Below are 26,986 nucleotides of genomic sequence, written 5' to 3' on the forward strand. Positions count from 1 at the left end.
GTTGAGAAACCTGACAGGAGGCCGGCAGTGAGCACCGAGCTGCGTGGGCTGCGCACACTTCGTAACTACATCGCCGGTGAGTTCCGGGACGCCGCCGACGGACGGACCACCGAGGTGGTCAACCCCGCCACGGGTGAGGCGTACGCGACCGCGCCGCTGTCCGGAGCGGCGGACGTGGACGCCGCCATGGCGGCCGCCGCCGCGGCCTTCCCGGCCTGGCGCGACACGACCCCCGCCGAGCGTCAGAAGGCCCTCCTGAAGATCGCGGACGCGTTCGAGGAGCGCGCCGAGGAACTCATCGCGGCCGAGGTGGAGAACACTGGCAAGCCGATCGGGCTGACCCGCACCGAGGAGATCCCGCCGATGGTCGACCAGATCCGCTTCTTCGCGGGCGCGGCCCGGATGCTGGAGGGGCGCTCGGCCGGCGAGTACATGGAGGGGCTGACCTCGATCGTCCGCCGGGAGCCGGTCGGCGTCTGCGCGCAGGTCGCGCCGTGGAACTACCCGATGATGATGGCCGTGTGGAAGTTCGCGCCGGCGATCGCCGCGGGCAACACGGTCGTGCTCAAGCCGTCGGACACCACCCCGGCGTCCACGGTCCTGATCGCCGACATCATCGGCTCGATCCTGCCCAAGGGCGTCTTCAACGTCCTGTGCGGCGACCGGGACACCGGCCGCCTGATGGTCGAGCACCCCACCCCGGCGATGGCCTCCATCACCGGTTCGGTGCGCGCGGGCATGTCGGTCGCGGAGTCCGCGGCGAAGGACGTCAAGCGGGTCCACCTGGAGCTCGGCGGCAAGGCGCCGGTCGTCGTCTTCGACGACACCGACATCGCCAAGGCCGTCGAGGACATCTCGGTCGCGGGCTTCTTCAACGCCGGTCAGGACTGTACGGCCGCCACCCGCGTCCTGGTCCAGGAGGCCATCCACGACGAGTTCGTGGCCGCGCTGGCGAAGGCCGCCGCCGCGACGAAGACCGGACAGCCGGACGACGAGGACGTGCTGTACGGGCCGCTGAACAACCCGAACCAGCTCCAGCAGGTCTCCGGCTTCATCGAGCGGCTGCCCGCGCACGCGCGGGTGGAGACCGGCGGCAAGCGCGTCGGCGACAAGGGGTACTTCTTCGCCCCGACCGTCGTCTCCGGGCTCAAGCAGGACGACGAGATCATCCAGAAGGAGGTCTTCGGCCCGGTCATCACCGTCCAGTCCTTCGCCGGCGAGGACCAGGCGGTGGAGTGGGCCAACGGCGTCGAGTACGCCCTCGCCTCCTCCGTGTGGACCAAGGACCACGGCCGTGCGATGCGGATGTCCAAGAAGCTCGACTTCGGCTGCGTGTGGATCAACACCCACATCCCGCTGGTCGCCGAGATGCCGCACGGCGGCTTCAAGAAGTCCGGCTACGGCAAGGACCTCTCGGGCTACGGCTTCGACGACTACACGCGGATCAAGCACGTGATGACGTCGCTGGACGGGTGACTCGCGCAGCCCGCGGATCCACCGGGCGCACGCGGCCCCGGACGGGGAGTGACCGTCCGGGGCCGCGCGTGCCCGCGCCGGGATCGTCCCGCTCGCGCTGATCCGCGGCCCGATCCGGGGGATCCCCTTCCGGCGGACCGTGATCGACTGTCGTTCGGTGTCTTCGGGACGGTCGCGCTGTACGTCGAACGCCGGAGGACCGAGCGTCCGGAGGCCGTCACCCCGTACTCGCCGCACGCCCTCGCTACCGGAGGGCGGCCCGCGCGATCCGCTCCGTCACCGGGTTCATGCCCTCGCTCTTGGCGTCCGTCGCGCCGACGGACACCACGAGGGTGCGCGACAGGTTCCGGGTCGCGGCGACCAGCGTGCCGTAGCCGTACCGCGCGCCCGACTTCAGCCAGTAGACCCGGCCCTCGAACTCGAAGCGCTCCAGACCGGCGCTCATGGTGGCGCCCTCGATGTGCCTCGGGACCGTGAACATCTCCCGCAGTTGCGGGCGGGGCACCAGGTCGCCCCGGTAGAGGCGGTTCACCAGCCGTTCCAGGTCCGCGGTCGTGGAGATCATGTCGCCGGCCGCCCACCGGTCCGCCTGGTTCCAGTCCGTCACGTCCACGAGGTCCGTGGTGCCGTCGGCCCGCTTCACCGCCTGGTAGCCCGCGTTGTGCGGGCCCAGGACCCTCGGGTCCGTGCCGGGGAAGTACGTGTCCCGCATCCCGGCGGGCAGCAGCACGCGCCGGGTTGCCTCCGAGGCGTAGGAGTTCCCCGTCACCTTCTCGATCAGCATGCCGAGGACCGTGTAGTTGATGTTCAGGTAGTGCTGACGCTCGCCCGGGCGGAACTCCGGGCCCTTCGCCACCGCCGACGCCACCACCTCCTGGGGGGTCAGCGTGTCGAAACGGTGCGCGTACGCCTCCTCGAAGGTGGTCCCGAGACCGTCGCCGGGCTGGATGCCGCTGGTGTGGTTCAGCAGCTGCCGTACAGTGATCGGCCGGAAGTCCCTGGTCAGCAGGCCCGGAAGGTAGCGCTGTACGGGCGCGTTCAGATCGATCCGCCGCTGAGCCGCCAGGTCCAGCACGACGGCCGCCGTCACCACCTTCGTCGTCGAGCCCGCCCGGAACCGGGCGTCCGGGTCCGCCGCGGCCCCGCTCCGCAGGTCCCGCACGCCCGCGCTGCCGCGCCAGGTGCCGTCCCTGCCGCCGACCCGTACCAGGGCGAACGTCGCGTTCCGGTCCGGGAGGTTCTGGAGCGCGGTGTTCAGCGCGGCGGTGTCCGGGCCGCCGGTCGTCGTGCCGTGCGCGGCGGCCGGGGCGGGCGCGGACGCGGCGAACGCGGGGGCGGCCAGCGGGCCGGCGCCCAGGGCGAGAACGACGGAGGCGGCGAGGGCGGTCGTGCGTCGGCGGACGCGCATGCGGCTGCTCCAGAGGTCGACGGAAGGTGCCTGTGATCATCTTCCGGTCGTGCGCATCTCCCCGGATCGTCTGCGAGGAGGGCAGCGCACCCTGGCCGAACCCCGAGCAAGTGCCGTGCCGCGCATGGGTGTTGTGGGGGAGCACCCCTAGGGGCAGGGAAAAACTGTTATCGCGGACGCCGTCACGCCGTCTCCACGCTGTGATCCCCGGCATAACCACCACCCCGTGCCCGCCTGAGAGGGTGCGTGCAGGGACGCGGTGACCTCACCGGGGACAGCGGCCTTCGACCCTCGGAGAGGACGACGTGGACACGCGGGACTGGCGCGACACCATCGCGGCGGCGCAGGCCGGCGACCGGCGGGCGCTGGACGAGCTGGTCGCGGGCTGGCTCCCGCTGGTCTACAACATCGTGGGCCGGGCGCTGAACGGCCACGCCGACGTCGACGACGTCGTGCAGGAGACCATGCTGCGAGCCGTCGACCACCTCGGCTCGCTGCGCGACCCGGACAGCTTCCGGTCCTGGCTGGTGGCGATCGCCATGCGGCAGATCCGGGACCGCGCCCGCCGCCGGACCCCGGCCCGGCTGGACGAGTCGGCCCCGCGGGACGCCGCCGACTTCGCCGAGCTGACCGTCCTCAGGCTCCAGCTGGAGGGCCAGCGGCGCGAGGTCGCGGAGGCGGTGCGCTGGCTCGACGACGAGGACCGGCAACTGCTGTCGCTGTGGTGGCTGGAGGTCGCCGGCGAACTCACCCGGCGGGACCTCGCGGCGGCCGTCGGCATCAGCCGGCAGCACGCCGCCGTACGCGTCCAGCGGATGAAGGAACGCCTGGAGACCTCGCGCGGCATCGTGCGGGCCCTGGACGGCGCCTGCCCCGGCCTGCGCGACCTGACCGGCCGCTGGGACGGCTCCCCGGACTCGGTCTGGCGCAAGCGGCTGGCCCGGCACATCCGGGGCTGCGGCTACTGCGGCGACGCCCGCGCGTCGGTCGTACCGGCGGAGCGTCTGCTCGTCGGGATCGCGCTCGTCCCGGTGCCGGTCGGCTTCACGCTCTCGCTGGCCCTCGGCGGCAAGACGGCCGTCGCCGCGACCGCCGTCGGCGCGTCTCTCGGCACCTCCGCCGGCTGGTCCGCCAAGGTGCTGAGCGCGCTGACCCAACCGCTGGTCGCCGTGACGGCGGGCGCGACCATGGTCGCGGGCGGCGCCTACGTCGTCACGCGGACCCCGGACGCCCCGCCCCCGCGCGCCGCCGTCACCTCCCCGGGCCCGACCGCCACATCCGCCCAGGCGCCCCCGACCGTCGCCTCCCCTTCGCCCTCCCCTTCCCCTTCCTCTTCCTCTTCCCCCTCGCCCTCCCGGTCGCAGCCCCGGCCGCGCCCGGCCGACGCCTACGGCAGCGTCGTCGACGGTGTCGACCGGGCACCCGACCCGGACGCCGTGCCCGCGGCCCTGCCGCACCGGCCCGAGCCCGGGATCACCAGCACCGGCGGCGCGCACGCCGTGCTGAACCACCGTGGCGACGGCGTCACGCTCACCGGGCGGGGCTATGTCCTCGTCCGCTGGCAGATCTCCCCCAAGTACCGGCCCGGCGGCCTGGTGATGCCCGCCTGGACCGGCCTCAGGGGCCGGCTCTTCCACGTGGCCTCGGGCGGCGGCCGCCGCATGGACGACCCGCTCCCCGGCACCCCCGACGGCTACGCCACCGGCATGGGCGGACCGGACATCGGCTACGCCGTCCTGCCGGACGGCACCCAGCAGATGTGGCAGAACGAGTACTTCTACGTCGACGGCGACGTCACCCTCACGGTGAACGAGCGGGGCGCCGACTACGGCGTCAGCGTCTTCCCGACGACCTGGGACGCGGTGACCGAGGACATCACGACCGGCCCCGCCCAGGGTGTGATCCGCCACGGCCTGGTCCGTGACACCGGCACGGACGCGGCGCCGGTGCCGCAGTACGTCACCCGCGCGAACCCGGCCGATCCGGCGACCGTCCCTCAGGACTCCCGCGTGTGACGGTCCCGCGCCTCCATCACCTCGACGCCGTGCTCGAAGGCCCACGCGCCGAAGGCGTTCTGCCCTGTCGACGTCTGGCGGCTGCCCCCGCCGGTCCTCCACGGCCGCCCCCTCGCGGTTCCCTGTGCGGGGGACGACGAACCGGCGCTGTCCGTCGTCCGGCGACTCGTGCGCGACCACGGCTGCCGCCCGCTGAACGCCGGGGGACCGGACCGCGCCCCGCTGCTGGAGGCGACGGCGGCGCTGCTGACGGGGCTGTGCGTGGGGCAGGGGGCGGACGCACAGGCGATCGCACCGCCCGTGGAGTTCGCGGGACCGCGGCTAGTGCCGCGGCAGGCAACGTTCGCCCGTCAAGGAGCGGCGTCCGGTGCGTGCTCTCGGCGTGCCGGCCGGAAGCCCTCGTACTGGATGTACTTGGGCTTTCGGCCGGTGCGGCGAGAGGGCGTGCCGGGCGTCGCGACGGGGCGAACGTTGCCTGCCACGGCACTAGCTCCCGCCCTGGGCGCCGCGTCCGGTGATTCCGGTGTGCCCCGTGGCCACGGGGCGGTTCGCGGGCAGGGGCCGGCCGGTGCCGGTGCCGCCGCTGTTGTCGCAGTCGCTGTCGCGCAGGGCGCACAGGGTGTCGATGCGGTTGGTGGTGATCGAGTCGACGCCCAGGGCGAGCAGGCGGCGCATGGAGCGGCGGGTGTCGGGGGTCCAGACGGAGAGCAGGTGGCCGTCGGCGTGCACGCGGTCGGCGAGGGCGCGGTCCACCAGCCCGAAGCGGTAGTTGAGCCAGCGCGGCCGTACCGCCGCCAGCAACGCGGGCCGGGGCGGCGCCAGCGTCGTCCAGGTCAGCGCGATCTCCGCGGCCGCGTCGGCGGCGCGGACCGCGAGCATGGCCGGGGCGCCCGCGCAGTAGTAGACGCGGTCCTGTGCCCCGCGCTCGCGGACGACGTCCACGATCCGGCGGGCCACCCGCACGTCGGGGGTGCCCGGCAGGTCGAGCATCACCCGGCTGCCGTCGGTCGCGTCGAGGGCCTCCGCGAGCGTCGGCACCCTGCCGTCCGTGAGCCCGCGCACCTCGTCGGCGGACAGCGCGAGCAGCGGCCGGTCGTGCTCCCACAGCCGCTTCAACGTGTGGTCGTGCAGCAGGACGGGGACGCCGTCCCGGGTGAGCCGTACGTCGATCTCGACCGCGTCCGCGCCCCGCCGGAGCGCGGAACGCAGTGAGTCGACGGTGTTCTCACGGACCCGGTAGGGGTCGCCGCGGTGGGCCACGGCGGTCAGCTTCTGCATGGGTCCATTGTGGTGGGCGCCGGGCGGTGCCGGACGGGTCGCCGGGGTGGCCGCGCGAGCTCGCACCGGCCGCGGCTGAGGTCGTGCCTCAGGAGGCGAGCCAGGCAGCGGTGTACGCGTCGATCTCGTCCTTGATCCGGGTCCGGCCGGCCGCGTCCAGGAACGACGCCTCGACCGCGTTCTTCGCCAGCTCGGCCACGCCCCGCTCGTCGAGGTCCAGCAGCCGGGCGGCGACCGCGTACTCGTTGTTGAGGTCGGTGCCGAACATCGGCGGGTCGTCGGAGTTGACGGTGACCAGCACCCCGGCCCGCACGAACTCCTTGATCGGGTGCTCGTCGAGGGCCGGGACCGCGCGCGTGGCGATGTTGGAGGTGGGGCACACCTCCAGCGCGATCCGGTGCTCGGCGAGGTGGGCGAGGAGCTTCTCGTCGCGCGCGGAGCTGGTGCCGTGTCCGATGCGCTCGGCGCGCAGGTGGGTGAGCGCGTCCCACACCGTCTCGGGGCCGGTGGTCTCGCCGGCGTGCGGCACCGACCGCAGTCCGGCGGCGATCGCCCGGTCGAAGTACGGCTTGAACTGCGGCCGGGGCACACCGATCTCGGGTCCGCCGAGCCCGAAGGAGACCAGTCCCTCCGGCCGCACCCGGTCGTCGGTGGCCAGCCGGGTCGTCTCCTCGGCGGCCTCCAGGCCGGCCTCGCCGGGGATGTCGAAGCACCAGCGCAGGACGGTCCCGAACTCGGCCTCCGCCGCCTTGCGGGCGTCCTCGATCGCCGCCATGAACGCGAGCTCGTCTATCCCGCGCCGGACCGAGGAGAACGGGGTGATGGTCAGCTCGGCGTAGCGCACCTGCTGACGGGCCAGTTCCCGGGCCACCTCGTACGTCAGCAGCCGTACGTCCTCCGGGGTGCGGACCAGGTCGACGACGGACAGGTACACGTCGATGAAGTGGGCGAAGTCCGTGAAGGAGAAGTAGTCGGCCAGGGCCTCGGGGTCGGTGGGCACCTTGGAGTCGGGGTGGCGGGCGGCCAGTTGGGAGACGATGCGCGGGGAGGCGGAGCCCACGTGGTGCACGTGCAGTTCGGCCTTGGGCAGCGACGCGATGAAGGCGCGCAGGTCGCGGGGGACATGTGCGTCGACGAGGTGGTCGGTCATGGGGGCCTCCCCGGGCAGGGCGCCGGGCACCGGGCGGGGTGCGGCGCGGGTGATCGGCTGATCGAGTGCGGTGCACATCGTAGGCCGTGGGCGGGGGATCCCCGCTGCCGGGCCGGGCCGGGACCGGCCTGAGGCGGGCCGGAGGTGAGGCCGTAGCATGGCGGCACAGAACGACCGAGGGGGACATGACATGACGGACGCGACGGAGCCGAACGGCGGGGCCGGTGGCGGTCACGACCCCTGGGCGGCGCCGGAGAACAAGCCGTCCCTGGACAAGAACCAGGCGCCCGGCACCGGCGAGACCCCCGGCACCGGCCGACCGCCCGCCTCGCAGCCGCCGTCCGTGCACAACCAGGCCACGGTCACCTCGATGCCCGCCGCCGACGGGTTCGCCGCCCCCGGCCACGGCTCGCCCGGCTACCCGCCGCCCGGCGCCGCGGCCTCCCCGGGCGCGACCGCTTCCGGCGGACCCGGTGCCGTACCTCCCCCGCCCGTCGCGCCCACCGGCCCCGCGGCCCCCGGCGGATACGGCTACCCCTCCTATCCCCCCGGCTACGGCTGGCCCGGTATGCAGCCGCCCCCGCAGAACGGCATGGGCATCGCGGCGATGGTGCTGGGCATCCTGTCCTGCTGCCTGTTCTGCCTCTACGGCATCGTGTCGATCGTGCTCGGCATCCTCGCCGTGGTCTTCGGTCTCAAGGGGAAGAAGCGGGCCGAGCGCGGCGAGGCCAACAATCACGGCCAGGCGCAGGCCGGCCTGATCACGGGCGTCATCGGCATCATCCTGGGCGTCGCGGTGATCGTCCTGCTCGCCATCGGGATCACGGCCGCGATCAACTCGGACGACTACTACGACGACCCCTACAACGCCCTCCGGGCCGCGGCGGCGTCGGCGTCGACGACGGTCGCGCACCACTGACGTACCGGCCGGGTACCGCCGCGCACCGGCCACGCGCCGTCGGCGCACCGGCCCCGGCGGCCTGCCGGAACGGCGCCCCCCGAGGTGACCAGGGCCACTACGATGCCCTGGCAGGGCAACGAGGGGAGAGCAGTTCATGTCCGACGCCAATCCCGGATCCGGTGGGTTCGGGCCACCGCCACCGCCGCCGTCGCAACCGCCGCAGCAGCCGGCCGGGGGCTACGCCTATCCGCAGTCCGCTCCGGGCTACGGCTATCCGAGCCCGGGTCCGTCCTATCCGGGCCAGGCCCCGTCCTATCCGGTGGCTCCCGCGGTGGGCGCCTACCCGCAGACGCCCGGTTACCCCGGCTACGCCATGGCGCCGCAGCCGAGCAACGGCATGGGCACGACGGGGCTGGTGCTGGGCATCATCGGCGTCGTGTGCAGCGTGACGTTCTTCCTGTGGTTCTTCGGGGTCATCCTCGGGATCCTCGGCATCATCTTCGGCGCGATCGGCCGCGGCAAGGCCAACCGCGGCGAGGCCACCAACAAGGGCGCGGCGACCGCCGGACTGGTCTGCGGGATCGTCGCCACCGTGATCCTCCCGCTGCTGGGGGTCATCCTGTTCGCGAGCGTGATGGGTGCCTTCGGGGCGGCGTCCTGAGGCTTCGGAGGAGCGCCCTGAGGCGCTGAGGCGGGGCCGCCCCGGGGACCGGACCCGCCTCGTCCGGCCCGGGGACCGGCCTCACCTTCATCCGGCCCGCAGCCGCTCCCGCGCCTCCATCAGCGCGAAGCCCAGCAGGTTCGGCCCGCGCCACCGCTCGGGATCCTGAGCCGCCTCGTCGTCCGCGGCCAGACCGATGCCCCACACCCGGTCCACGGGGCTCGCCTCCACCAGCACCCGGGTGCCGGTGGTCAGCAGGAACCAGCGCAGCTCGGGGTGCGCGGCGAACTTGTGGACGCTGCCCTCGACCACGATCTGGAACCGCTCGCGCCGCCAGGTCTCGTCGTCGAAGCCGCGCACGAGCCGGCCCGCCTTCTTGGCCTCGGCCGGCGATCTGGCCGCCAGCGCCTGCCGCTCCGCCTGGGCGTCGTCGAACAGCCGCGCCTTGCGCGCCATCATCCAGTGCTCGGCAGTCGCGTAGGAGACGCCGTCCACCGTGAACGGCGACGGCCACCACTGGCTCAGACAGCTCGCCCCCACCCGGCCGTCCGGGCGCGGCCGGTGGCCCCAGAAGTGCAGATACTTGATCCGCGCCCCCGCCCTGACCTGCCTGACCAGCGCCTCGTGCGAGTCGATCTTCCCCGTGGTTCCCGCCATGCCCGCGAGTCTGACAGGCACCACCGACATCCTGTCCCCTCTTTTCCAGGGCCGCTCGACACCTGGTCGACAGATTCCGTCGCGTAACCAAAAGGCAACAACGGAATCACTTGTTGGACCGCCTTTGCTCTGTCAGGATCAGCAGTCAAATCGAGCTGGAGCTACGTCATCCGCCTCCGTGAGCGGGGCGACGGCGGAGGAGAGCGACATGCACAACCCGGGCACTGCCACCCCCGGCCGGTTCGCGCCCCAGGAACACCTCGCGGACGGCGCCCAGTTCATCGCGGGCCGCCCGGCCCAGGGCACCTCCGGCCGTACGCACGCGGTCGTCGACCCGGCGACCGGCGAGGAGGTGTATCCGTACGAACTGGCGAGCGCCGCCGACGTGGACGCGGCCGTGGCCGCTGCCCGCGCGGCCTTCCCGGGCTGGTCGTCGGCCACCCCGGGCGAGCGTTCCGACGCCCTGCACCGGTTCGCCGCCGTGCTGGCCGAGCGCGCGGAGGTGTTCGCCCGCGCGGAGTCCCTCCAGTGCGGCAAGCCGCTGAAGCTGAGCCGCGAGTTCGACGTCCCGGGCACGATCGACAACATCGCGTTCTTCGCGGGCGCCGCCCGGCACCTCCAGGGACAGTCCGCCGGCGAGTACTCCGGCGACCACACCTCGTACGTCCGCCGCGAGCCCATCGGCGTCGTCGGCTCCGTCGCACCCTGGAACTACCCCCTCCAGATGGCCGCCTGGAAGATCCTCCCGGCCATCGCCGCGGGCAACACGATCGTGCTCAAGCCCGCCGAGCTCACCCCGCTCACCTCGCTGCTCTTCGCCCGGGCGGCCACCGACGCCGGGATCCCGGACGGTGTCGTCAACATCGTCACCGGCACCGGCACGCAGGCCGGCGAACGCCTCGTCGGCCACCCGGACGTGGCCATGACCTCGTTCACCGGCTCCACCGCCGTCGGCAAGCGCGTCGCCGAGATCGCCACGGCCACCGTCAAGCGCCTCCACCTGGAGCTCGGCGGCAAGGCGCCCTTCCTGGTCTTCGACGACGCCGACCTGGAGGCGGCCGTCCACGGCGCGGTCGCGGGCGCGCTCATCAACACCGGGCAGGACTGCACGGCCGCCACGCGCGCGTACGTGCAGCGGCCCCTCTACGAGGCGTTCGTCGAGCGGACGGCCGCCCTCATGGAGACGGTCCGGCTGGGCGATCCCTTCGCGCCGGGCACCGATCTCGGCCCGCTGATCTCACACGCCCAGCGCGACCGGGTGGCCGGGTTCGTCGACCGGGCGCGGGCCTACGCGCGCGTGGTGACCGGCGGTGAGGCCCCGCAGGGGGATCTCAGGAACGGCGCCTACTATCGCCCCACCCTGATCGCGGACGCCGCCCAGGACAGCGAGATCGTCCAGTCCGAGATCTTCGGGCCGGTCCTGGCCGTCCTGCCCTTCGACACCGACGACGAGGGGATCCGGCTGGCCAACGACACCCCGTACGGGCTCGCCGCCTCCGCCTGGAGCCGGGACGTCTACCGGGCAGGCCGCGCCACCCGCGAGATCAAGGCGGGCTGCGTCTGGGTCAACGACCACATTCCGATCATCAGCGAGATGCCCCACGGCGGGTACCGGGCGTCCGGCTTCGGCAAGGACATGTCCGCGTACTCGTTCGAGGAGTACACGCAGATCAAGCACGTCATGTTCGACAACACGGCGGTGCCCCGCAAGGACTGGCACCGCACGATCTTCGGGGACCGATAGCCGTATTCGGGCCGCCTGACCCGCGGCCGCCCACACCCTCCCGAAAGGGCACCACGCGCATGGAGCAGTACGAGCCCGACCGCCTGTCCCCGGCCCAGGTGGCCGCCATGCGGCGCAGCTTCAGGAACGGCCGGGCCGCCATGACCCGGCGCTCCCTGTTGCGCGCCTCCGCGGGCGGCGCGCTCGCGGCCGGCGGTCTCGGCGCGCTGAGCGCCTGCGGCATCCCGGCGGCGGGCAAGACGCAGGGCGGGGTCTCGGCGGACGACCGCTCGGCGAAGGAGAAGACCGTCTCCTTCTCCAACTGGACCGAGTACATGGACGTCGACGAGACCGGGAAGCACCACCCCACCCTCGACCAGTTCACGCGGCGGACCGGCGTCAAGGTCAAGTACACCGAGGACATCAACGACAACAACGAGTTCTTCGGCAAGATCAAGCCGCAGCTCGCCGCGGGCCAGGACACCGGCCGCGACCTCATCGTCCTCACCGACTGGCTGGCCGGTCGCCTGATCCGCCTCGGGTGGGTGCAGAAACTCGACCCGGCCAACCTCCCGCACGCCTACGCCAACCTGTCCGCGCAGTTCCGCAGCCCCGACTGGGACCCGGGCCGCGCCTACTCGTACGTGTGGCAGGGCATCTCGACGGTCATCGCCTACAACAAGAAGGCACTCGACGGCGTCGAGGTGACGTCGGTCTCCGACCTGCTCGACAACCCCAAGCTCAAAGGCAGGGTCGGTTTCCTGTCGGAGATGCGCGACAGCGTCGGCATGACCCTGCTGGACATGGGCAAGGACCCGGCGACGTTCACCGCCGACGACTACGACGCGGCCATCGCCCGCCTCCAGAAGGCCGTCGACCGGGGCCAGATCCGCCGCTTCACCGGCAACGACTACACCTCCGACCTCAGCAGCGGCGACTTCGCGGCCTGCGTCGCCTGGGCCGGTGACGTGGTCCAGCTCAAGGCGGACAGCCCCGACATCGACTTCCTGATCCCGGACAGCGGCTACATGACGTCGACCGACAACCTGCTGATCCCCAACAAGGCCCGGCACAAGACGAACGCCGAACGGCTCATCGACTTCTACTACGAGCCGAAGCCGGCCGCCGAACTGGCCGCGTACATCAACTACGTGTGTCCCGTCGACGGGGTGAAGGCCGAGCTGGCGAAGATCGACGAGGACGCGGCGAACAACCCGCTGATCATCCCGGACAAGGCCATGGCCGAGAAGTCCCACGCCTTCCGCTCGCTGAGTTCGACGGAAGAGACCGAGTTCGAAGAGAAGTTCGCGAAGCTGACGGGGGCGTGACCGCTGTGACGACGACGAACAGGACCGACCACGGCGGCGACGTCCGCCTGACGGGCATCAGCAAGACCTACGGCTCCTTCACCGCCGTGCACCCGCTCGACCTGACCGTCCCGCAGGGCTCCTTCTTCGCCCTGCTCGGCGCCTCCGGCTGCGGCAAGACCACCACCCTGCGCATGATCGCGGGCCTGGAGGAGCCCACGAGCGGCACCGTGCGGCTGGGCGACCAGGACGTGACGGCGCTCCCGCCGTACAAGCGGCCGGTGAACACCGTCTTCCAGTCCTACGCCCTCTTCCCGCACCTCGACATCTTCGAGAACGTCGCCTTCGGACTGCGCCGGCGCGGCATCAGGAGCGTGAAGAAACAGGTCGGGGAGATGCTCGACCTCGTCCAGCTCGGCGAGCAGGCCCGCAAGAAGCCGCATCAGCTCTCCGGCGGCCAGCAGCAGCGGGTCGCGGTCGCCCGCGCGCTGATCAACCACCCCAGGGTGCTCCTCCTCGACGAGCCCCTCGGCGCCCTCGACCTCAAGCTGCGCCGCCAGATGCAGCTGGAGCTCAAACGCATCCAGACCGAGGTCGGCATCACCTTCGTGCACGTCACGCACGACCAGGAGGAGGCCATGACGATGGCCGACACGGTCGCCGTGATGAACGCGGGCCGCGTCGAGCAGCTCGGCTCGCCCGCGGACCTCTACGAGAACCCGCACACCACCTTCGTCGCCAACTTCCTCGGCACGTCGAACCTGATCGAGGCCGAGGTCGACTCCCGGAGCGGCGACGACATCGTCCTGAAGGCGGGCGGCGGCAAGCTCGTCCTGCCCGAGGCGCGCTGTTCCGCCCCGGCGGCGACCGGCGGCAAGGTCCTGGTCGGCGTCCGCCCGGAGAAGATCTCCCTCACCCACGCCGACGCCGCCGGCGAGATCCCCGAGGGGCGCAACCGCATCACCGGCACGATCGCCAGCGGCAGTTTCATCGGCGTCTCCACGCAGTACGTCATCGACAGCGCGGTCTGCCCGGAGTTCGAGGTCTACGTCCAGAACGTCGACCGCGACCCCCGGCTGGTGCCCGGCGCCGAGGTGGTCCTGCACTGGAGCCCGGCGCACACCTTCGGCCTGGACGCGGCGCAGGACATCGACGCCGGCGTGGACACCGGGGAAGAGGCGGCCTGATGTCGACCCTCACCGAGGCGCCCCCGCCGCTGGCGCCCGAGACGCCCACGAAGAAGCCCCCGCGCAGGCGCGGCCGTCTCGTCCCGTACTGGCTCCTGCTGCCCGGCATCCTCTGGCTGCTCGTCTTCTTCGCGCTGCCGATGATCTACCAGGCCTCCACGTCCGTGCAGACGGGCTCCCTGGAGGAGGGCTACAAGGTCACCTGGCACTTCGCGACCTACTGGGACGCGCTGAGCGAGTACTGGCCGCAGTTCCTGCGCTCGGTCGCCTACGCCGCCGCCGCGACGGTGCTGTGCCTGCTGCTCGGCTACCCCCTCGCCTACCTCATCGCCTTCCGCGCCGGCCGCTGGCGGAACCTGATCATGATCCTGGTGATCGCCCCCTTCTTCACCAGCTTCCTGATCCGCACCCTGGCCTGGAAGACGATCCTGGCGGACGGCGGCCCGGTCGTCGGCGCCCTCAACACGCTGCACGTCCTGGACGTCACCAGCTGGCTCGGCTGGACCTCCGGCGACCGCGTGCTGGCCACGCCCCTCGCGGTCGTGTGCGGACTGACGTACAACTTCCTGCCGTTCATGATCCTTCCGCTGTACTCCTCGCTGGAGCGCATCGACGGACGGCTCCACGAGGCGGCGGGCGACCTGTACGCGCGGCCGGCCACGGTCTTCCGCAAGGTCACCTTCCCGCTGTCGATGCCGGGCGTGGTCTCCGGCACGCTGCTGACCTTCATCCCGGCGGCCGGCGACTACGTCAACGCGGACCTGCTCGGCTCCACCGACACCCGCATGGTCGGCAACGTGATCCAGGGGCAGTTCCTGCGCGTCCTCGACTACCCGACGGCCGCGGCCCTCTCCTTCATCCTCATGGCCGCGATCCTCGTCATGGTCACGGTCTACATCCGCAGGTCCGGAACGGAGGATCTGGTCTAAATGGCCTTCGTCACCTGGCTCAGGCGCCATCTCGTCGTCATCGCGGGACTGCTGACCCTCGGCTATCTCCTGCTGCCGAACATCGTCGTCACGGTGTTCTCCTTCAACCGACCGAAGGGGCGCTTCAACTACGAGTGGCAGGAGTTCTCCACGGACGCCTGGAAGGACCCGTGCGGGGTCTCCGGCATGTGCGGCTCCCTGTCCCTCAGCCTCCAGATCGCCTTCTGGGCGACGCTCGGCGCGACCGCCCTCGGCACGGCGATCGCCTTCGCGCTGGTCCGCTACCGGTTCCGGGCGCGCGGTGCCGTCAACTCGCTGATCTTCCTGCCGATGGCGATGCCCGAGGTCGTCATGGCCGCCTCACTGCTCACCCTGTTTCTCAACATGGGCGCCCAGCTGGGCTTCTGGACCATCCTCGTCGCGCACATCATGTTCTGCCTGAGCTTCGTCGTGACGGCGGTGAAGGCGCGCGTGATGTCGATGGACCCGAAGCTGGAGCAGGCCGCCCAGGACCTGTACGCCGGACCGTTCCAGACGTTCGTCCGGGTCACGCTGCCGATCGCCGCCCCGGGCATCGCGGCCGGCGCGCTGCTCGCCTTCGCGCTCTCCTTCGACGACTTCATCATCACCAACTTCAACGCGGGTTCCACCGTCACCTTCCCCATGTTCGTCTGGGGCTCGGCACAGCGCGGAACACCCGTGCAGATCAACGTCATCGGTACGGCCATGTTCCTGGTCGCCGTCCTGTCCGTCCTGGCCTCGATGGTCATCGGGAACCGCCGCACCAAGCACAAGGCGTAGACGACAACCCTGTAGGGAGTTGACATCATGGCCCCGAGCGCCATGAGCCGTTGGACCGAGTCCCTCTCCGACGCCCAGCCGGTCCCGTACTGGCTGGACGACCCCGGCAGGCCCCGCCCGGAGCCCGCCCTCACCGGCACCGAGACCTGCGACCTGCTGGTCGTCGGCGGCGGGTACAGCGGGCTGTGGACCGCGCTCCTCGCCAAGGAGCGCGACCCCGGGCGGGATGTCGTCCTGCTGGAAGGCCGCGAGGCGGGTTGGGCCGCCTCCGGCCGCAACGGCGGCTTCTGCGCCGCCTCCCTCACCCATGGCCTGCCCAACGGCCTCGCCCGCTGGCCCGGCGAGATCCACCGGCTCCAGGAGCTGGGCGCCCGCAACCTCGACGGGATCGAGCGGGCGGTCGCCCGGTACGGCCTCGACTGCGACTTCGAGCGCACCGGTGAGATCGACGTGGCGACCGAGCCGTACCAGGCGCGGGAACTGCGGGACCGGTACGAGGAGATGGAGCGGGCCGGCCTCGCCGACGGCGTGGAGTTCCTGGACGCGGACGCGGTACGCGAGCAGGTGGCCTCCCCGACCTTCCAGGCCGGCCTCCACGACCGCCGCGGGGTGGCGATGCTCAACCCGGCCAAGCTCGTCTGGGGCCTGAAGCGGGCCTGCCTCGCGCTCGGCGTCCGCGTCCACGAGCACACGCCCGCGCTCACCCTGAGGCCGTACGGCGCCGGGATGGCCGTCCGCACGCCCTACGGTCAGGTCCGCGCCCGCAGGGTCGCCCTCGGCACGAACATCTTCCCGAACCTGGTCAGACGCGTCCGGGCGTACACCGTCCCGGTCTACGACTACGCGCTGACGACCGAGCCCCTGACGGCCGACCGGCTTGCCGCGATCGGCTGGAAGAACCGGCAGGGCCTCGGGGATTCGGCGAACCAGTTCCACTACTTCCGCCTGACCGCGGACGACCGGATCCTGTGGGGCGGTTACGACGCGATCTATCCGTACGGCGGCCGGGTGCGCGCCGAGTACGACGACCGGCCGGAGACGTACGCCAAGCTCGCCGGGCACTTCTTCACCTGCTTCCCGCAGCTGGAGGGCGTCCGCTTCACCCACGCGTGGGGCGGCGCGATCGACACCTGCACCCGCTTCTCGGCGTTCTACGGCACCGCCCACGACGGCCGGGTGGCGTACACGGCGGGCTACACGGGCCTGGGAGTCGGGGCGACCCGGTTCGGCGCCGAGGTGATGCTGGACCTGCTGGCGGGGGAGGCGACGGAGCGCACCTCGCTGGAGATGGTCCGCAAGAAGCCCCTGCCGTTCCCGCCGGAGCCCCTCGCCTGGACGGGCATCGCGCTCACCAAGTGGTCGCTGGCGCGGGCGGACGCCCACGGGGGCCGGCGCAACCTGTGGCTGCGGACGATGGACCGGCTCGGGCTGGGCTTCGACAGCTGACGCCCCGTCGCCGCGGTGCGGTCCGGTTCACTCCAACGAGCCGCCGGGACCCGCGTGATGCCTGCCGGGGACCTCCCTCTCCCTCTGACGTGACGCGCGTACACGACAGAACAGGAGGTCCCCTCATGGCCGCGGCGAAGACGGCGGTGGAGTGGCTCGCATCCGTCGTACCCGACCCCGGGGCCCGCCGCCGGGAATGGGAGCGCAACCCCGTCGGGGTCGCACTCCTGCCCGCGGGCAAGGCCTGGGACGTACTGATCCTGCCGGGCGGACTCGGCTACCCCACCCTCGACGTCCTCATCCGCGTCATCGACCAGCCGGGTCCCGTGCTCGTCGACTTCGGCGACGCCCGGATGGGCTTCCTCGTCCCGCCGGGCACCGCGGCCCGCTGGGTCGGCACGGGCATCCGCACGGCGGGCCCCGGCACCTGGATCGTCGTGCCGTACCCGGGCCGTTCCACCCGAGGCGTCCGCTGGCTGGTCCCTCCGGACGGCTCCGGCACCCTCACCGACCCGGCCCTCCTGGAGCTGGCCATGCACGAGGCGGCGGCGGGGCCGGCGACGGAGGGGGACCAGGGGGGCAGGGGGCCGGGGCCCTTCTGACGGGTCTCCGGCAGAAGGGCCCGGAGGGCGCTGCCCTCCGTCAGACGCGCGGTGCGCCGGTCACCGACATCATCAGCGAGTAGAGGGAGGTGGTGGCCGTGAGGAAGAGGCGGTTGTTCTTCGGACCGCCGAAGGCGAGGTTGGAGACGGGCTCGGGGACGCGCAGCCGGCCGATGAGGGTGCCGTCGGGGTCGTAGCAGTGGACGCCGTCGTCCAGGGCGGCGGCCCACAGGCGGCCCTCGTCGTCGAAGCGGATGTTGTCGAAGTGGACGTCGCCCCGGGCCTCGGCGAAGACCCTCCCCTCGGACAGCGTGCCGTCCTCGCGGACCTCGAAGACGTGGATCCGGGCGGCCCGCGAGTCGGAGACGTACAGCCGCTGCTCGTCGGGGGACAGGACGACGCCGTTGGGTCCCTCGAACCCGTCGGCGGCCAGGTGCACGGTCCCCGTCACCGGGTCGATCCGGTAGACGTGGCACGCGCCGATCTCGGACTCGGCGCGGTGGCCCTCGTAGTCGCTGGTGATGCCGAAGTCCGGATCGGAGAACCAGATCGTGCCGTCGGAGCGGACGACGGAGTCGTTCGGGCTGTTGAGGCGCTTGCCGGCGTACCGGTCGGCGAGGACGGTCACGGTCCCGTCGGGCTCGGTGCGGGTGACGCGGCGGTTGCCCTGCTCGCAGCTGACCAGACGGCCCCGCCGGTCGAGGGTGTTGCCGTTGCTGTGGCCGGCCGGGGCGCGGAAGACGCCGACGGAACCGGTGGCCTCGTCCCACCGCAGCAGGCGGTCGTTCGGGATGTCGCTCCAGATCACCTGGCGCCAGGCGGGCAGGTACACCGGGCCCTCGGCCCAGCGGCAGTCGTCGTACAGGACCTCCAGCCTGCTGTCACCGTCGGCGCAGTGTCCGGTACGGAAGCGGTCGTCCAGGATGTCGTACAGGCCGTCGGCGGGCATGGGGTCCTCTCGGAGGGGCGGGCCGGGACGGCGTTCAACGTAACGCGATCAGGGGGTTCACCGGGCCATCGCGGTCGACGTCGACTCCGAGGCGCCCGGCAGAGGGTCCTCGCCCTGGTCATCGCGGGCGGCGCGGCCGTCGTGCTCAGGCGCGCGCCGGCGCGCGCCGCGGTCACCGGGCGGTGAGACGCCGGAGGAACAGCCGCAGCGACGAGAGCAGCACCGCGCACAGGCACCAGCTGGCCACCACGTCCAGGGGCCAGTGGTAGCCGCGGCGGAGCAGGCCGAAGGAGACGCCCGCGACGATCAGGGCGCAGAGGGCGACGACGGCCCGGCGGGCGCGGGCGCGCAGCCAGGGCCCGAGGAGCAGGGCCGCCGAGCCGTAGGCGACGGCGGCCGTGGCGGTGTGGCCGGAGGGGAAGTAGCCGGTGCCGGGAGGCATCACGGGGGTGCCGGGGCGGTCGGTGAATTCCTTCAGCGGGACGACCAGGGCCGGCACCAGGGCCATCAGGAGCGCCGCCGCGGCGGACGGGAGCCACCACCGGTCTGTACCGGTGCGGCGGGAGCGCCAGGCCGCCCAGGCCAGGGCGGCGGCCAGGACCGGCACGGCCACCTGGACGTTGCCCAGGTCGGCGAGGAGGTCGGAGGCGCGGTCCGGGTGGACCAGGACACGGCTGACGCGCTCGTCCGCGCGCGTCAGCGGGCCGTCGGCGACGACCTGCCAGGTGATGAGCGCGAAGGTCAGGGCCGGCAGCCCGAGGAGGAGGAAGAGGGAGGTCGGCCGCCCCGGAACAGGGGGGGTGGTTCCGGGGCGGCCGAACGGATCGGATGGTCGCGCGCCCCGGGGGGTTTGGGGCGGGCGACTGTCCGATCGGTGAGGAGATCCGGAGCCGGAAGCTCCGTTTGTGTGCGCGAGGGCACGACCAGGTCGAAGCTGGGGAGGCCCCGGCCTGATCTCGCCCACAGTCCCCTGTGGGCGGGGTGTATCTCTCATCTGGGTAGAACCTACGTCAGGGGAAGGGCCGAGGACAGGCGCTACCGCGTCCTGTCATCCACCCCGCACACCTTCTTCACACGGTCTGCCACCGGCGGAATCAGGTGTGCGGGCCACCCGTCAGATGCGCACGCGACGGCCCGCCGTACGGGTGACGATTCCGCCGGATACGGGCGAAAGCCGCCCGCCGCGCCTTCGGGAACCCGGGCCGCGCCACACGGAACCCGGCCGCACCTCCGGAACCACCGGCCGCACCGCGGGAGTTCCGTCAGATCCGCGCGAAGGCCTGCTCGATGATGTCGAGGCCCTCGTTCAGCAGGTCCTCGCCGATCACCAGCGGGGGCAGGAAGCGCAGGACGTTGCCGTAGGTGCCACAGGTCAGGACCAGCAGGCCCTCCTGGTGGCAGGCCTTGGCCAGCGCGGCCGTCGCCTCGGGGGCCGGCTCCTTCGTCGTACGGTCCTTGACCAGCTCGACGGCGATCATCGCGCCGCGGCCGCGGACGTCGCCGATCAGGTCGAACTTCTCGGCCATGGCGCCGAGGCGGGCCTTCATGGTGGCCTCGATCGCCTTGGCCCTGGCGTTGAGGTCCAGCTCCTTCATCGTCTCGATCGCGCCCAGCGCGCCCGCGCAGGCGACCGGGTTGCCGCCGTAGGTGCCGCCCAGGCCGCCCGCGTGCGCGGCGTCCATGATCTCGGCGCGGCCGGTGACGGCAGCCAGCGGAAGGCCGCCGGCGATGCCCTTCGCCGTCGTGATCAGGTCCGGGACGATGCCTTCGTCCTCGCAGGCGAACCACTGGCCGGTGCGGCAGAAGCCGGACTGGATCTCGTCGGCGACGAAGACGATGCCGTTGTCGGAGGCGAACTCGCTGATCGCGGGCAGGAAGCCCTTGGCCGGCTCGATGAAGCCGCCCTCGCCCAGCACCGGCTCGATGATGATCGCGGCCACGTTGTCCGGGCCGACCTGCTTGGTGATCTGGTCGATGGCCTGCGCGGCGGCCTCCGGACCCGCGTTCTCCGGGCCGGTCGGCCAGCGGTAGCCGTAGGCCACCGGGACCCGGTAGACCTCGGGCGCGAAGGGACCGAAGCCGTGCTTGTACGGCATGTTCTTCGCGGTCAGCGCCATCGTGAGGTTGGTCCGGCCGTGGTAGCCGTGGTCGAACACGACGACCGCCTGGCGCTTGGTGTACGCGCGGGCGATCTTGACGGCGTTCTCGACGGCCTCGGCGCCCGAGTTGAACAGCGCCGACTTCTTGGCGTGGTCGCCCGGGGTCAGCTCGGCGAGGGCCTCGGCGACCTCCACGTACCCCTCGTACGGCGTGACCATGAAACAGGTGTGGGTGAAGTCGGCGAGCTGGGCGGAGGCCCGGCGGACGACGGCCTCGGCGGAGGCGCCCACCGACGTGACCGCGATGCCCGAGCCGAAGTCGATCAGACGGTTGCCGTCGACGTCCTCGATGATCCCGCCGCCCGCGCGCGCGGTGAAGACCGGGAGCACCGAGCCCACACCGGCCGCGACCGCGGCGGTACGGCGGGCCTGCAGCTCCTGCGACTTCGGGCCGGGGATGGCGGTGACGACGCGGCGCTGCTGCGGAAGTGCGGTCATGGGGGGCTCCCTGATGTCTTGCGAACCGGAGATTCCGGGTGGGCGTGCTGAGGACGCTCGACTTCTTTTCTCGCAGGCTAGGACGGGGAGGGAGGGGTGGGCATGCTCCATGTGGGCGTTCTCGGCGGCACGGCTTGTCCGTCGTGGACATAGCCGGGTACGGACCGGCCGGTGCGGACCCGGCCGCGTAAGCGGTGAACTCCCCTTGCGAGGGCGTTAGATTGACTCGCTGACGGTGGACGGAACGGCAGGTCAAGGGGCGAGGACGATGGACAGCGACGGGACGCAGGACGCGCGGGGTACGCATGCGAACCCGGTGCCACGTCCGGCGAGGCCCCCGGAGATCCCGGCGATGCCGCCGCGGCCCGCCGCGGCCCCGGGCATGCCCCCGATGCCGGACGGCTCGGCCTTCCTCACGTGGCTGCGCACGCCCCGTCCGGAGGCGGCGCCCGGCGTGTGGCGGTTCGGGTACACGCCCCGGCCGGACGAGGAGCCCGAGCGGATCCCGACGCGGCAGCTGCTCAGCGGGGCGGTGATCGCGTTCCTGGTGGGCTGGCTGGTCTGGTCGCTGCTGTGGAACGGCTACCTCGGCGGCTGGTGGGTACTGCCCCTGGAACTGTTCACCCCGGACTCCTGGCGGCACAGCGACGACCGCGTCGGCAACGCGGTCCTCTGGTACGGCTACTACACCCTGATCGCCCTCACGATCATGCTCGTCGTCGGGCGTCTCGGCCGCTGGGGCGAGATCTGGCGCCGCTTCGGCCCGCCCGCCTGGAACCGGACCGCACCGGCGCCCGAGCGGCCGCCCACTCCCGGGCAGGACCCCGCCGAGTGGCCCCAGCTGCGGGCCGCCGGGGTCGTCGACGCGGCCGAGCGGCTCGCCGCCGAGGCGCGGGCCGGGCTGATGCGGGACGTCGACCACGCCCGGATCACCCGCGCCTGGCAGGGCGTGCGCAGCGGTCGGCACAGTCTCGCCACCTTCACCGGCGCCGTGCTCCAGGAGGGCGCCGCCGCCTGTCCGCATCCCTCCGGCGAGCGGGACCTGCCGGGCCGGCTCGCCCGGCACGACCTGGTCACCGGCCAGGTGCGGCTCGGCACCACGGCCGACGACGCCCGCAACCCGTACGCCTACCGCGGCGCCGGCCTCGGCCTCGGGCCCGACCTGCTCGGCACCTCCCTGCTCGCGGTCGGACCGGCCGGGTCCGGCAAGACCGGGACCGTGGTGCGGCCGCTCGCCGAGTCGCTGTGCCTGCACGCGCTCGCCGGCCGGGCCGCCGTCGTCGTGGTCGGCGCGGCCGGCGCCGGGCTCGGCCCGACCGAGGCGTACGACGTCGTCGTCCGGATCGGGAACCCGGAATCCGTCTACGACCTCGACCTGTACGGCGGGACGACCGACCCGGACGAGGCGGCGGCCGTGCTCGCCGAGGCGCTCGTCGGGGACCTCGCCGAGCCGCACCAGGGCGGCGACACCCGCCGGTCCACCACCGTCCTCGCCCAGCTCCTCGGACCGTTCTGGGCGGTGCACGGCCGCTTCCCCTCCGTACCGGAGCTGCGGCAGCTGCTCGACGGGGCGCCCGGGCCGCTGGCCGCGCTGCGCAAGGGGCTGGAGGACTCCGGGCAGGACTCGCTGCTGCGGGAACTGGACGCCCGGGAACGGCAGATGGGGCACCCGGGAGACGTCGGGGGCGTGCTCGCGGACCGGGTGGCGCTGCTCGACCGGCCGGCCTTCGCGGGGTTCTTCGACACGTCCGGGCGGTCGCGGCCCTTCTCGCTGAAGGCGCTGGACCATCCGGTGCGGGTCCGCGTCGACCTCCCGCAGCGCGGGCACGCCGACGCCTCGCGGATGCTGGCGCGGCTGGTGCTGGCCCAGTTCACGGCGAGTGTCGCGGTCCGCGAGGACCGGTCGCTGTTCGCCTGCCTGATCCTCGACGACGCCACCGGCGTGGTGACCCCGGAGGCGGTCCGCGGCATCCAGCGGCTGCGGTCGGGCAACGCCGGGGTCGTGCTGACGCTGCGCACCCTGGACGACGTACCGAGGGCGCTGCGCGGGCCGCTGCTCGGGGCCGCCGGATGCCGGATGGCGCTGTCCGGACTCACCCCGTGGGACGGACAGGACTTCGCCGAGGTGTGGGGCAAGGAGTGGACCCAGGCCACGGACGTCACCGACCGGCAGATCATCGCCGAGACCCCGGCCGGCAAGGCGCTGCACATGGTGCGCCGGGTGATCACCGGCAAGGCGCCGACCGCGCGGGCGGTGACCGTGCGGCAGGTCGAGCGGGAGCGGTGGTCCGCGTCCGAGCTGGCGCACGGGGTGCCGCCGGGGCACGCGGTGCTGTCGCTGACGAACGTGAAGGGGGAGCACGCGCCGCCGCTGCTGGTGGACCTGCGGGGCTGAGCAGGGCACAGGGGCGTCAGGTCACACGGGGACCGTACGGTGAGGCACAATCGGCACAGGTCGTTCATACATGGCGGCCAAAAGATCACCGCGATCACGACGGTCACCCCTCTCTGAAGGCCCCATGCCCCCCACGCTCGCCTCGCTCGTCCACCACTCCGCGCTCAAGCTGACCGTGCGGGCGGGCGAGGACCGCCTGGACGTGCCCGTCCGCTGGGCGCACGTCAGCGAGCTGGCCGACCCGGTGCCCTACATGGAGGGCGGGGAACTGCTGCTCATCACGGCGCTGAAGCTGGACGCCGAGGACGCCGCGGCCATGCGCCGCTATGTGAAGCGGCTGGTCGAGGCCGGGGTCGTCGGGCTCGGCTTCGCCGTAGGGGTGACCTACGAGGAGATCCCCCGGGCGCTGGTCGACGCGGCGGAGCAGGAGGGGCTGCCGCTGCTGGAGGTCCCGCGCCGCACGCCGTTCCTCGCCATCAGCAAGGCCGTCTCGGCGGCCATCGCGGCCGACCAGTACCAGGCGGTGACGGCGGGCTTCGCCGCGCAGCGCGAACTGACCAGACAGACCCTCGCGGCCGGCCCGGAGGGACTGCTCGCCGCGCTCGCCTCCCACGTGGACGGCTGGGCGGCGCTCTACGACGCCTCGGGCGCCGTCGTCGCCACCGCCCCGGAGTGGGCCGGCCGCCGGGCCGCCCGGCTGACCGGGGACGTCGAGCGGCTGCGCGAGCGGCCCGCGCCCGCCTCGTCGGTCGTCGGCGGCCCCGAGCACGAGGACCGGATCGAACTGCACTCGCTCGGCACCGGGCGGCGACCGCGCGCGGCCCTGGCCGTGGGCACCGCCGCCGCACTCGGTACGGCCGAGCGGTACGCCGTCCACTCGGCCATCGCCCTGCTGACGCTCACCACGGAGCGCTCGCGGTCCCTGCACGCGGCCGAACAGCGGCTCGGGGCGGCGGTGCTGCGCATGCTGCTCGCGGGGGAGCCGGACCACGCGCGGGCGGTCGCCGGAGACCTGTACGGCGAACTGCTGGACGCCCCCTTCCGGATGATCGTCGCCGAGTCGGCGTCCGCCGCGTCGGCCGCGCGGGTGCAGGCCGACGGGCCCGCACGGGTGCCGCTCACCAAGGCGACGGCCGCGACGCTCGCCGCCGCCGACACCAACGGCGACCCGCTGGGCGCGCTCACCGAGGTCGTGGAGTCGGCGGCGGCACGGTCCGGGGAGGCGGTGCTGGTCGTGCCCGAGGGCGGGGGAGAGGCGCAGCGGTTGGTGGTGCTGGTCGCGGACGGGGGTGCCGCGGTGGCCGCGTGCGCGGAGTACGCGGCGGCGCTGGAGGCCGCGCGGGCCGACCAGGCCGCCGCCGGTGAGGACCACGAACTGGTCGTCGGGCTGTCGGCGCCGGCCGGGCCGATCGCCGCGTCCGCCGCGTACAAGCAGGCCGAACAGGCGCTGTCCGTGGCCCGGCGACGGGGCTGGGTGTGCGTGGAGCACGAGCAGCTGGCGGCCGGTTCGGTGGTGCCGCTGCTCGCGGACGACGCGGTACGGGCGTTCGCGGACGGCCTGCTGCGGGCGCTGCACGAGCACGACGCGCGGGGACGGGGAGACCTGGTGGCCTCGCTGCGCGCGTGGCTGTCCCGGCACGGCCAGTGGGACGCGGCGGCCGCGGACCTGGGAGTCCACCGGCACACCCTGCGGTACCGGATGCGCCGGGTCGAGGAGATCCTCGGGCGGTCGCTGGACGACCCCGATGTGCGGATGGAACTCTGGCTGGCGCTGAAGGCGACGACATCGGAGTAGGGCTCCAGCCCCTCCGGCGTTCGAGGAGCGGGGCCGGGGCAGAGCCCCCGGGGCGGGAACGGACAGGGGCGGCGGGGGCGAGACCTACCCCGCACCCACCCCGCCACAACGGCGCACCCCCAGCCCCCACCACTCCACCCCGGCCAAACACTCCCCGCCCGCCCCCGCCCTACCGTGGACCCCGACATCCGAAGCACACCCCCAACGCGGAAGGGCCGGAACAGCACATGACTTCCACCCACGCCCACGCCTTCTGGCTCGCCGGCCGCCAGGTCACCGGCGAGGACACCTTCGCCGTCACCTCCCCGTGGGACGGCCGCCTCGTCGGCGACGTCGCCGTGCCGACCGACGCCCAGATCGAGGAGGCGGTGGCCGCCGCGTACGCCGTCCGCGAGGACTTCGCCGCCACCCCGGCCCATGTCCGCGCCGCCGCCCTCGACCACGTCAGCAAGCGGCTCGTCGAGCGCACCGAGGAGATCGCGCGGCTGATCTCCGCCGAGAACGGCAAGCCGGTCAAGTGGGCTCGGGGCGAGGTCGGCCGGGCCGTCTCCGTGTTCCGGTTCGCCGCCGAGGAGGCCCGCCGGTTCAACGGCGGCGAGGCCCAGCGGCTCGACACCGACGCGGGCGGCCAGGGCCGCCTCGCCCTCACCCGCCGCTTCCCGAAGGGCGTCGTCCTCGGTATCGCGCCGTTCAACTTCCCCCTGAACCTGTGCGCCCACAAGATCGCCCCGGCCATCGCGGCCGGCGCGCCGATCATCCTGAAGCCGGCCCCCGCCACCCCGCTCTCCGGTCTCGTCATCGGTGAGCTGCTCGCCGAGACGGACCTCCCCGCCGGTTCGTGGAGCATCCTGCCCGTCCCGAACGACCGGATGCCCGCCCTCGTCCAGGACGAGCGGCTCCCCGTGATCTCGTTCACCGGCTCCGAGAAGGTCGGCTACGCGATCATGGACTCGGTGCCGCGCAAGCACTGCACCCTGGAGCTGGGCGGGAACGGCGCCGCCGTCGTCCTCGGGGACTACGCCTCCGACGCCGACCTCGACTGGGCCGCCACCCGCATCGCCACCTTCTCCAACTACCAGGGCGGCCAGTCCTGCATCTCCGTGCAGCGGGTCATCGCCGACGCCTCCGTGTACGACAGGCTCCTCCCGCGCCTGGTCGCCGCCGTCGAAGCGCAGGTCACCGGTGACCCGAGCGACGACAAGACCGACGTCGGACCGCTGGTCAGCGAGGACGCCGCCCGGCGGGTCGAGACGTGGGTGCGGGAAGCCGTCGAGGCCGGGGCGACCCTGCTCACCGGCGGCGAGCGCGACGGCGCCTCCTACGCGCCGACCGTCCTCGCCGACGTGCCGGCCGACACGACGATCTCCTGCGAGGAGGTCTTCGGACCCGTTCTCACCGTACGGAAGACGGACGGGGAGGCGGAGGCCTTCGCCGCCGTCAACGACTCCAAGTACGGCCTCCAGGCGGGCGTGTTCACCCACGACCTCCAGACCGCCTTCCGTGCCCACCGCGCGCTGGAGGTCGGCGGGGTCGTCATCGGCGACGTCCCCTCCTACCGCGCCGACCAGATGCCGTACGGCGGCGTCAAGCAGTCCGGCGTGGGCCGCGAGGGCGTGCGGTTCGCGATGGACGACTACACCTACGAGCGGGTGCTGGTCCTGACCGGCCTCGCGCTCTGAGCCGGGCACCCTGCCCCCTCTGGCTCATGG

General features: G+C 72.8%; 20 protein-coding genes and 2 pseudogenes. 15 read left to right on the plus strand and 7 right to left on the minus strand.

Features of this window, described 5'->3' with window-relative positions:
• The first annotated feature begins 27 nt into the window (after window positions 1-27).
• Entirely contained in the window at window positions 28-1,476 is a 1,449-nt protein-coding gene (locus QQS16_RS29125; protein ID WP_286065016.1) for a gamma-aminobutyraldehyde dehydrogenase, read from the plus strand.
• Window positions 1,477-1,720: 244 nt separating this feature from the next.
• On the opposite strand, the gene QQS16_RS29130 is transcribed toward QQS16_RS29125, so the two are convergent.
• On the minus strand, window positions 1,721-2,884 hold the full coding sequence (locus QQS16_RS29130) for a serine hydrolase domain-containing protein (RefSeq protein WP_286065017.1): 1,164 nt from the start codon (window positions 2,882-2,884) through the stop codon (window positions 1,721-1,723).
• A gap of 305 nt (window positions 2,885-3,189) precedes the next feature.
• Here QQS16_RS29130 and QQS16_RS29135 point away from each other — a divergent pair, with 305 nt between their 5' ends.
• Window positions 3,190-4,899 (plus strand): RNA polymerase sigma factor, encoded by a 1,710-nt coding sequence (locus QQS16_RS29135; protein WP_286065018.1) that lies wholly within the window; start codon window positions 3,190-3,192, stop codon window positions 4,897-4,899.
• A gap of 39 nt (window positions 4,900-4,938) precedes the next feature.
• Window positions 4,939-5,217: pseudogene (locus tag QQS16_RS29140) on the plus strand (NADP oxidoreductase); the annotation flags it as partial.
• Window positions 5,218-5,385: 168 nt separating this feature from the next.
• On the opposite strand, the gene QQS16_RS29145 reads toward QQS16_RS29140, so the two are convergent.
• Both QQS16_RS29145 and QQS16_RS29150 read right to left on the minus strand, forming a co-directional pair.
• Window positions 5,386-6,177 carry a glycerophosphodiester phosphodiesterase gene (locus QQS16_RS29145; RefSeq protein ID WP_286065019.1) on the minus strand — a complete coding sequence of 264 codons (792 nt, stop codon included), beginning with the start codon at window positions 6,175-6,177 and terminating at the stop codon, window positions 5,386-5,388.
• 88 nt (window positions 6,178-6,265) lie between these two features.
• On the minus strand, window positions 6,266-7,405 hold the full coding sequence (locus tag QQS16_RS29150; protein WP_286065020.1) for an adenosine deaminase: 1,140 nt from the start codon (window positions 7,403-7,405) through the stop codon (window positions 6,266-6,268).
• Window positions 7,406-7,517: 112 nt separating this feature from the next.
• On the opposite strand from QQS16_RS29150, the gene QQS16_RS29155 reads away from it, so the two are divergent.
• Entirely contained in the window at window positions 7,518-8,246 is a 729-nt protein-coding gene (locus tag QQS16_RS29155; protein ID WP_286065021.1) for a DUF4190 domain-containing protein, read from the plus strand.
• A 136-nt stretch (window positions 8,247-8,382) separates the two neighbouring features.
• Entirely contained in the window at window positions 8,383-8,889 is a 507-nt protein-coding gene (locus QQS16_RS29160; protein WP_286065022.1) for a DUF4190 domain-containing protein, read from the plus strand.
• 87 nt (window positions 8,890-8,976) lie between these two features.
• On the opposite strand, the gene ybiA is transcribed toward QQS16_RS29160, so the two are convergent.
• Window positions 8,977-9,546 (minus strand): riboflavin biosynthesis intermediates N-glycosidase, encoded by a 570-nt coding sequence (gene ybiA, locus QQS16_RS29165; protein WP_286065023.1) that lies wholly within the window; start codon window positions 9,544-9,546, stop codon window positions 8,977-8,979.
• Window positions 9,547-9,754: 208 nt separating this feature from the next.
• Between ybiA and QQS16_RS29170 the strand changes: the two genes are divergently transcribed.
• The 7 genes from QQS16_RS29170 to QQS16_RS29200 all read left to right on the plus strand — a co-directional run bounded on the left by QQS16_RS29170 (window position 9,755) and on the right by QQS16_RS29200 (window position 17,541).
• On the plus strand, window positions 9,755-11,290 hold the full coding sequence (locus QQS16_RS29170; protein ID WP_286065024.1) for a gamma-aminobutyraldehyde dehydrogenase: 1,536 nt from the start codon (window positions 9,755-9,757) through the stop codon (window positions 11,288-11,290).
• A 59-nt stretch (window positions 11,291-11,349) separates the two neighbouring features.
• A complete protein-coding gene (locus tag QQS16_RS29175) occupies window positions 11,350-12,597 on the plus strand; it encodes a polyamine ABC transporter substrate-binding protein (protein WP_286065025.1) in 1,248 nt (415 codons plus the stop codon).
• Between the two features lie 5 nt (window positions 12,598-12,602).
• Entirely contained in the window at window positions 12,603-13,763 is a 1,161-nt protein-coding gene (locus QQS16_RS29180; RefSeq protein WP_286066491.1) for an ABC transporter ATP-binding protein, read from the plus strand.
• Entirely contained in the window at window positions 13,763-14,692 is a 930-nt protein-coding gene (locus QQS16_RS29185) for an ABC transporter permease (RefSeq protein WP_286065026.1), read from the plus strand. Before QQS16_RS29180 ends, QQS16_RS29185 begins: the two co-directional genes overlap by 1 nt.
• Window positions 14,693-15,493 (plus strand): ABC transporter permease, encoded by an 801-nt coding sequence (locus QQS16_RS29190; RefSeq protein WP_286065027.1) that lies wholly within the window; start codon window positions 14,693-14,695, stop codon window positions 15,491-15,493.
• Between the two features lie 27 nt (window positions 15,494-15,520).
• Window positions 15,521-16,939, plus strand: coding sequence for an NAD(P)/FAD-dependent oxidoreductase (locus QQS16_RS29195; RefSeq protein WP_286065028.1), 1,419 nt, complete (start codon window positions 15,521-15,523; stop codon window positions 16,937-16,939).
• 125 nt (window positions 16,940-17,064) lie between these two features.
• A complete protein-coding gene (locus QQS16_RS29200; protein WP_286065029.1) occupies window positions 17,065-17,541 on the plus strand; it encodes a hypothetical protein in 477 nt (158 codons plus the stop codon).
• A 40-nt stretch (window positions 17,542-17,581) separates the two neighbouring features.
• On the opposite strand, the gene QQS16_RS29205 is transcribed toward QQS16_RS29200, so the two are convergent.
• The 3 genes and pseudogenes from QQS16_RS29205 to gabT form a co-directional block, all read right to left on the minus strand.
• Complete coding sequence (locus tag QQS16_RS29205; RefSeq protein WP_286065030.1) at window positions 17,582-18,490, minus strand: SMP-30/gluconolactonase/LRE family protein; 909 nt, start codon at window positions 18,488-18,490, stop codon at window positions 17,582-17,584.
• Window positions 18,491-18,550: 60 nt separating this feature from the next.
• Window positions 18,551-19,454: pseudogene (locus QQS16_RS29210) on the minus strand (phosphatase PAP2 family protein); the annotation flags it as partial.
• 298 nt (window positions 19,455-19,752) lie between these two features.
• A complete protein-coding gene (gabT, locus tag QQS16_RS29215) occupies window positions 19,753-21,087 on the minus strand; it encodes a 4-aminobutyrate--2-oxoglutarate transaminase (RefSeq protein WP_286065032.1) in 1,335 nt (444 codons plus the stop codon).
• A 268-nt stretch (window positions 21,088-21,355) separates the two neighbouring features.
• On the opposite strand from gabT, the gene QQS16_RS29220 reads away from it, so the two are divergent.
• The 3 genes from QQS16_RS29220 to QQS16_RS29230 all read left to right on the plus strand — a co-directional run bounded on the left by QQS16_RS29220 (window position 21,356) and on the right by QQS16_RS29230 (window position 26,956).
• Window positions 21,356-23,482 carry an ATP-binding protein gene (locus QQS16_RS29220; RefSeq protein WP_286065033.1) on the plus strand — a complete coding sequence of 709 codons (2,127 nt, stop codon included), beginning with the start codon at window positions 21,356-21,358 and terminating at the stop codon, window positions 23,480-23,482.
• A gap of 124 nt (window positions 23,483-23,606) precedes the next feature.
• The gene (locus tag QQS16_RS29225) at window positions 23,607-25,277 is read left to right on the plus strand and encodes a PucR family transcriptional regulator (RefSeq protein ID WP_286065034.1); all 1,671 of its coding nucleotides are present in this window, start codon (window positions 23,607-23,609) and stop codon (window positions 25,275-25,277) included.
• A 227-nt stretch (window positions 25,278-25,504) separates the two neighbouring features.
• Window positions 25,505-26,956 carry an aldehyde dehydrogenase family protein gene (locus QQS16_RS29230; RefSeq protein WP_286065035.1) on the plus strand — a complete coding sequence of 484 codons (1,452 nt, stop codon included), beginning with the start codon at window positions 25,505-25,507 and terminating at the stop codon, window positions 26,954-26,956.
• Window positions 26,957-26,986: the final 30 nt, after the last annotated feature.

It is taken from the genome of Streptomyces sp. ALI-76-A (assembly GCF_030287445.1).
GTDB lineage: Bacteria > Actinomycetota > Actinomycetes > Streptomycetales > Streptomycetaceae > Streptomyces.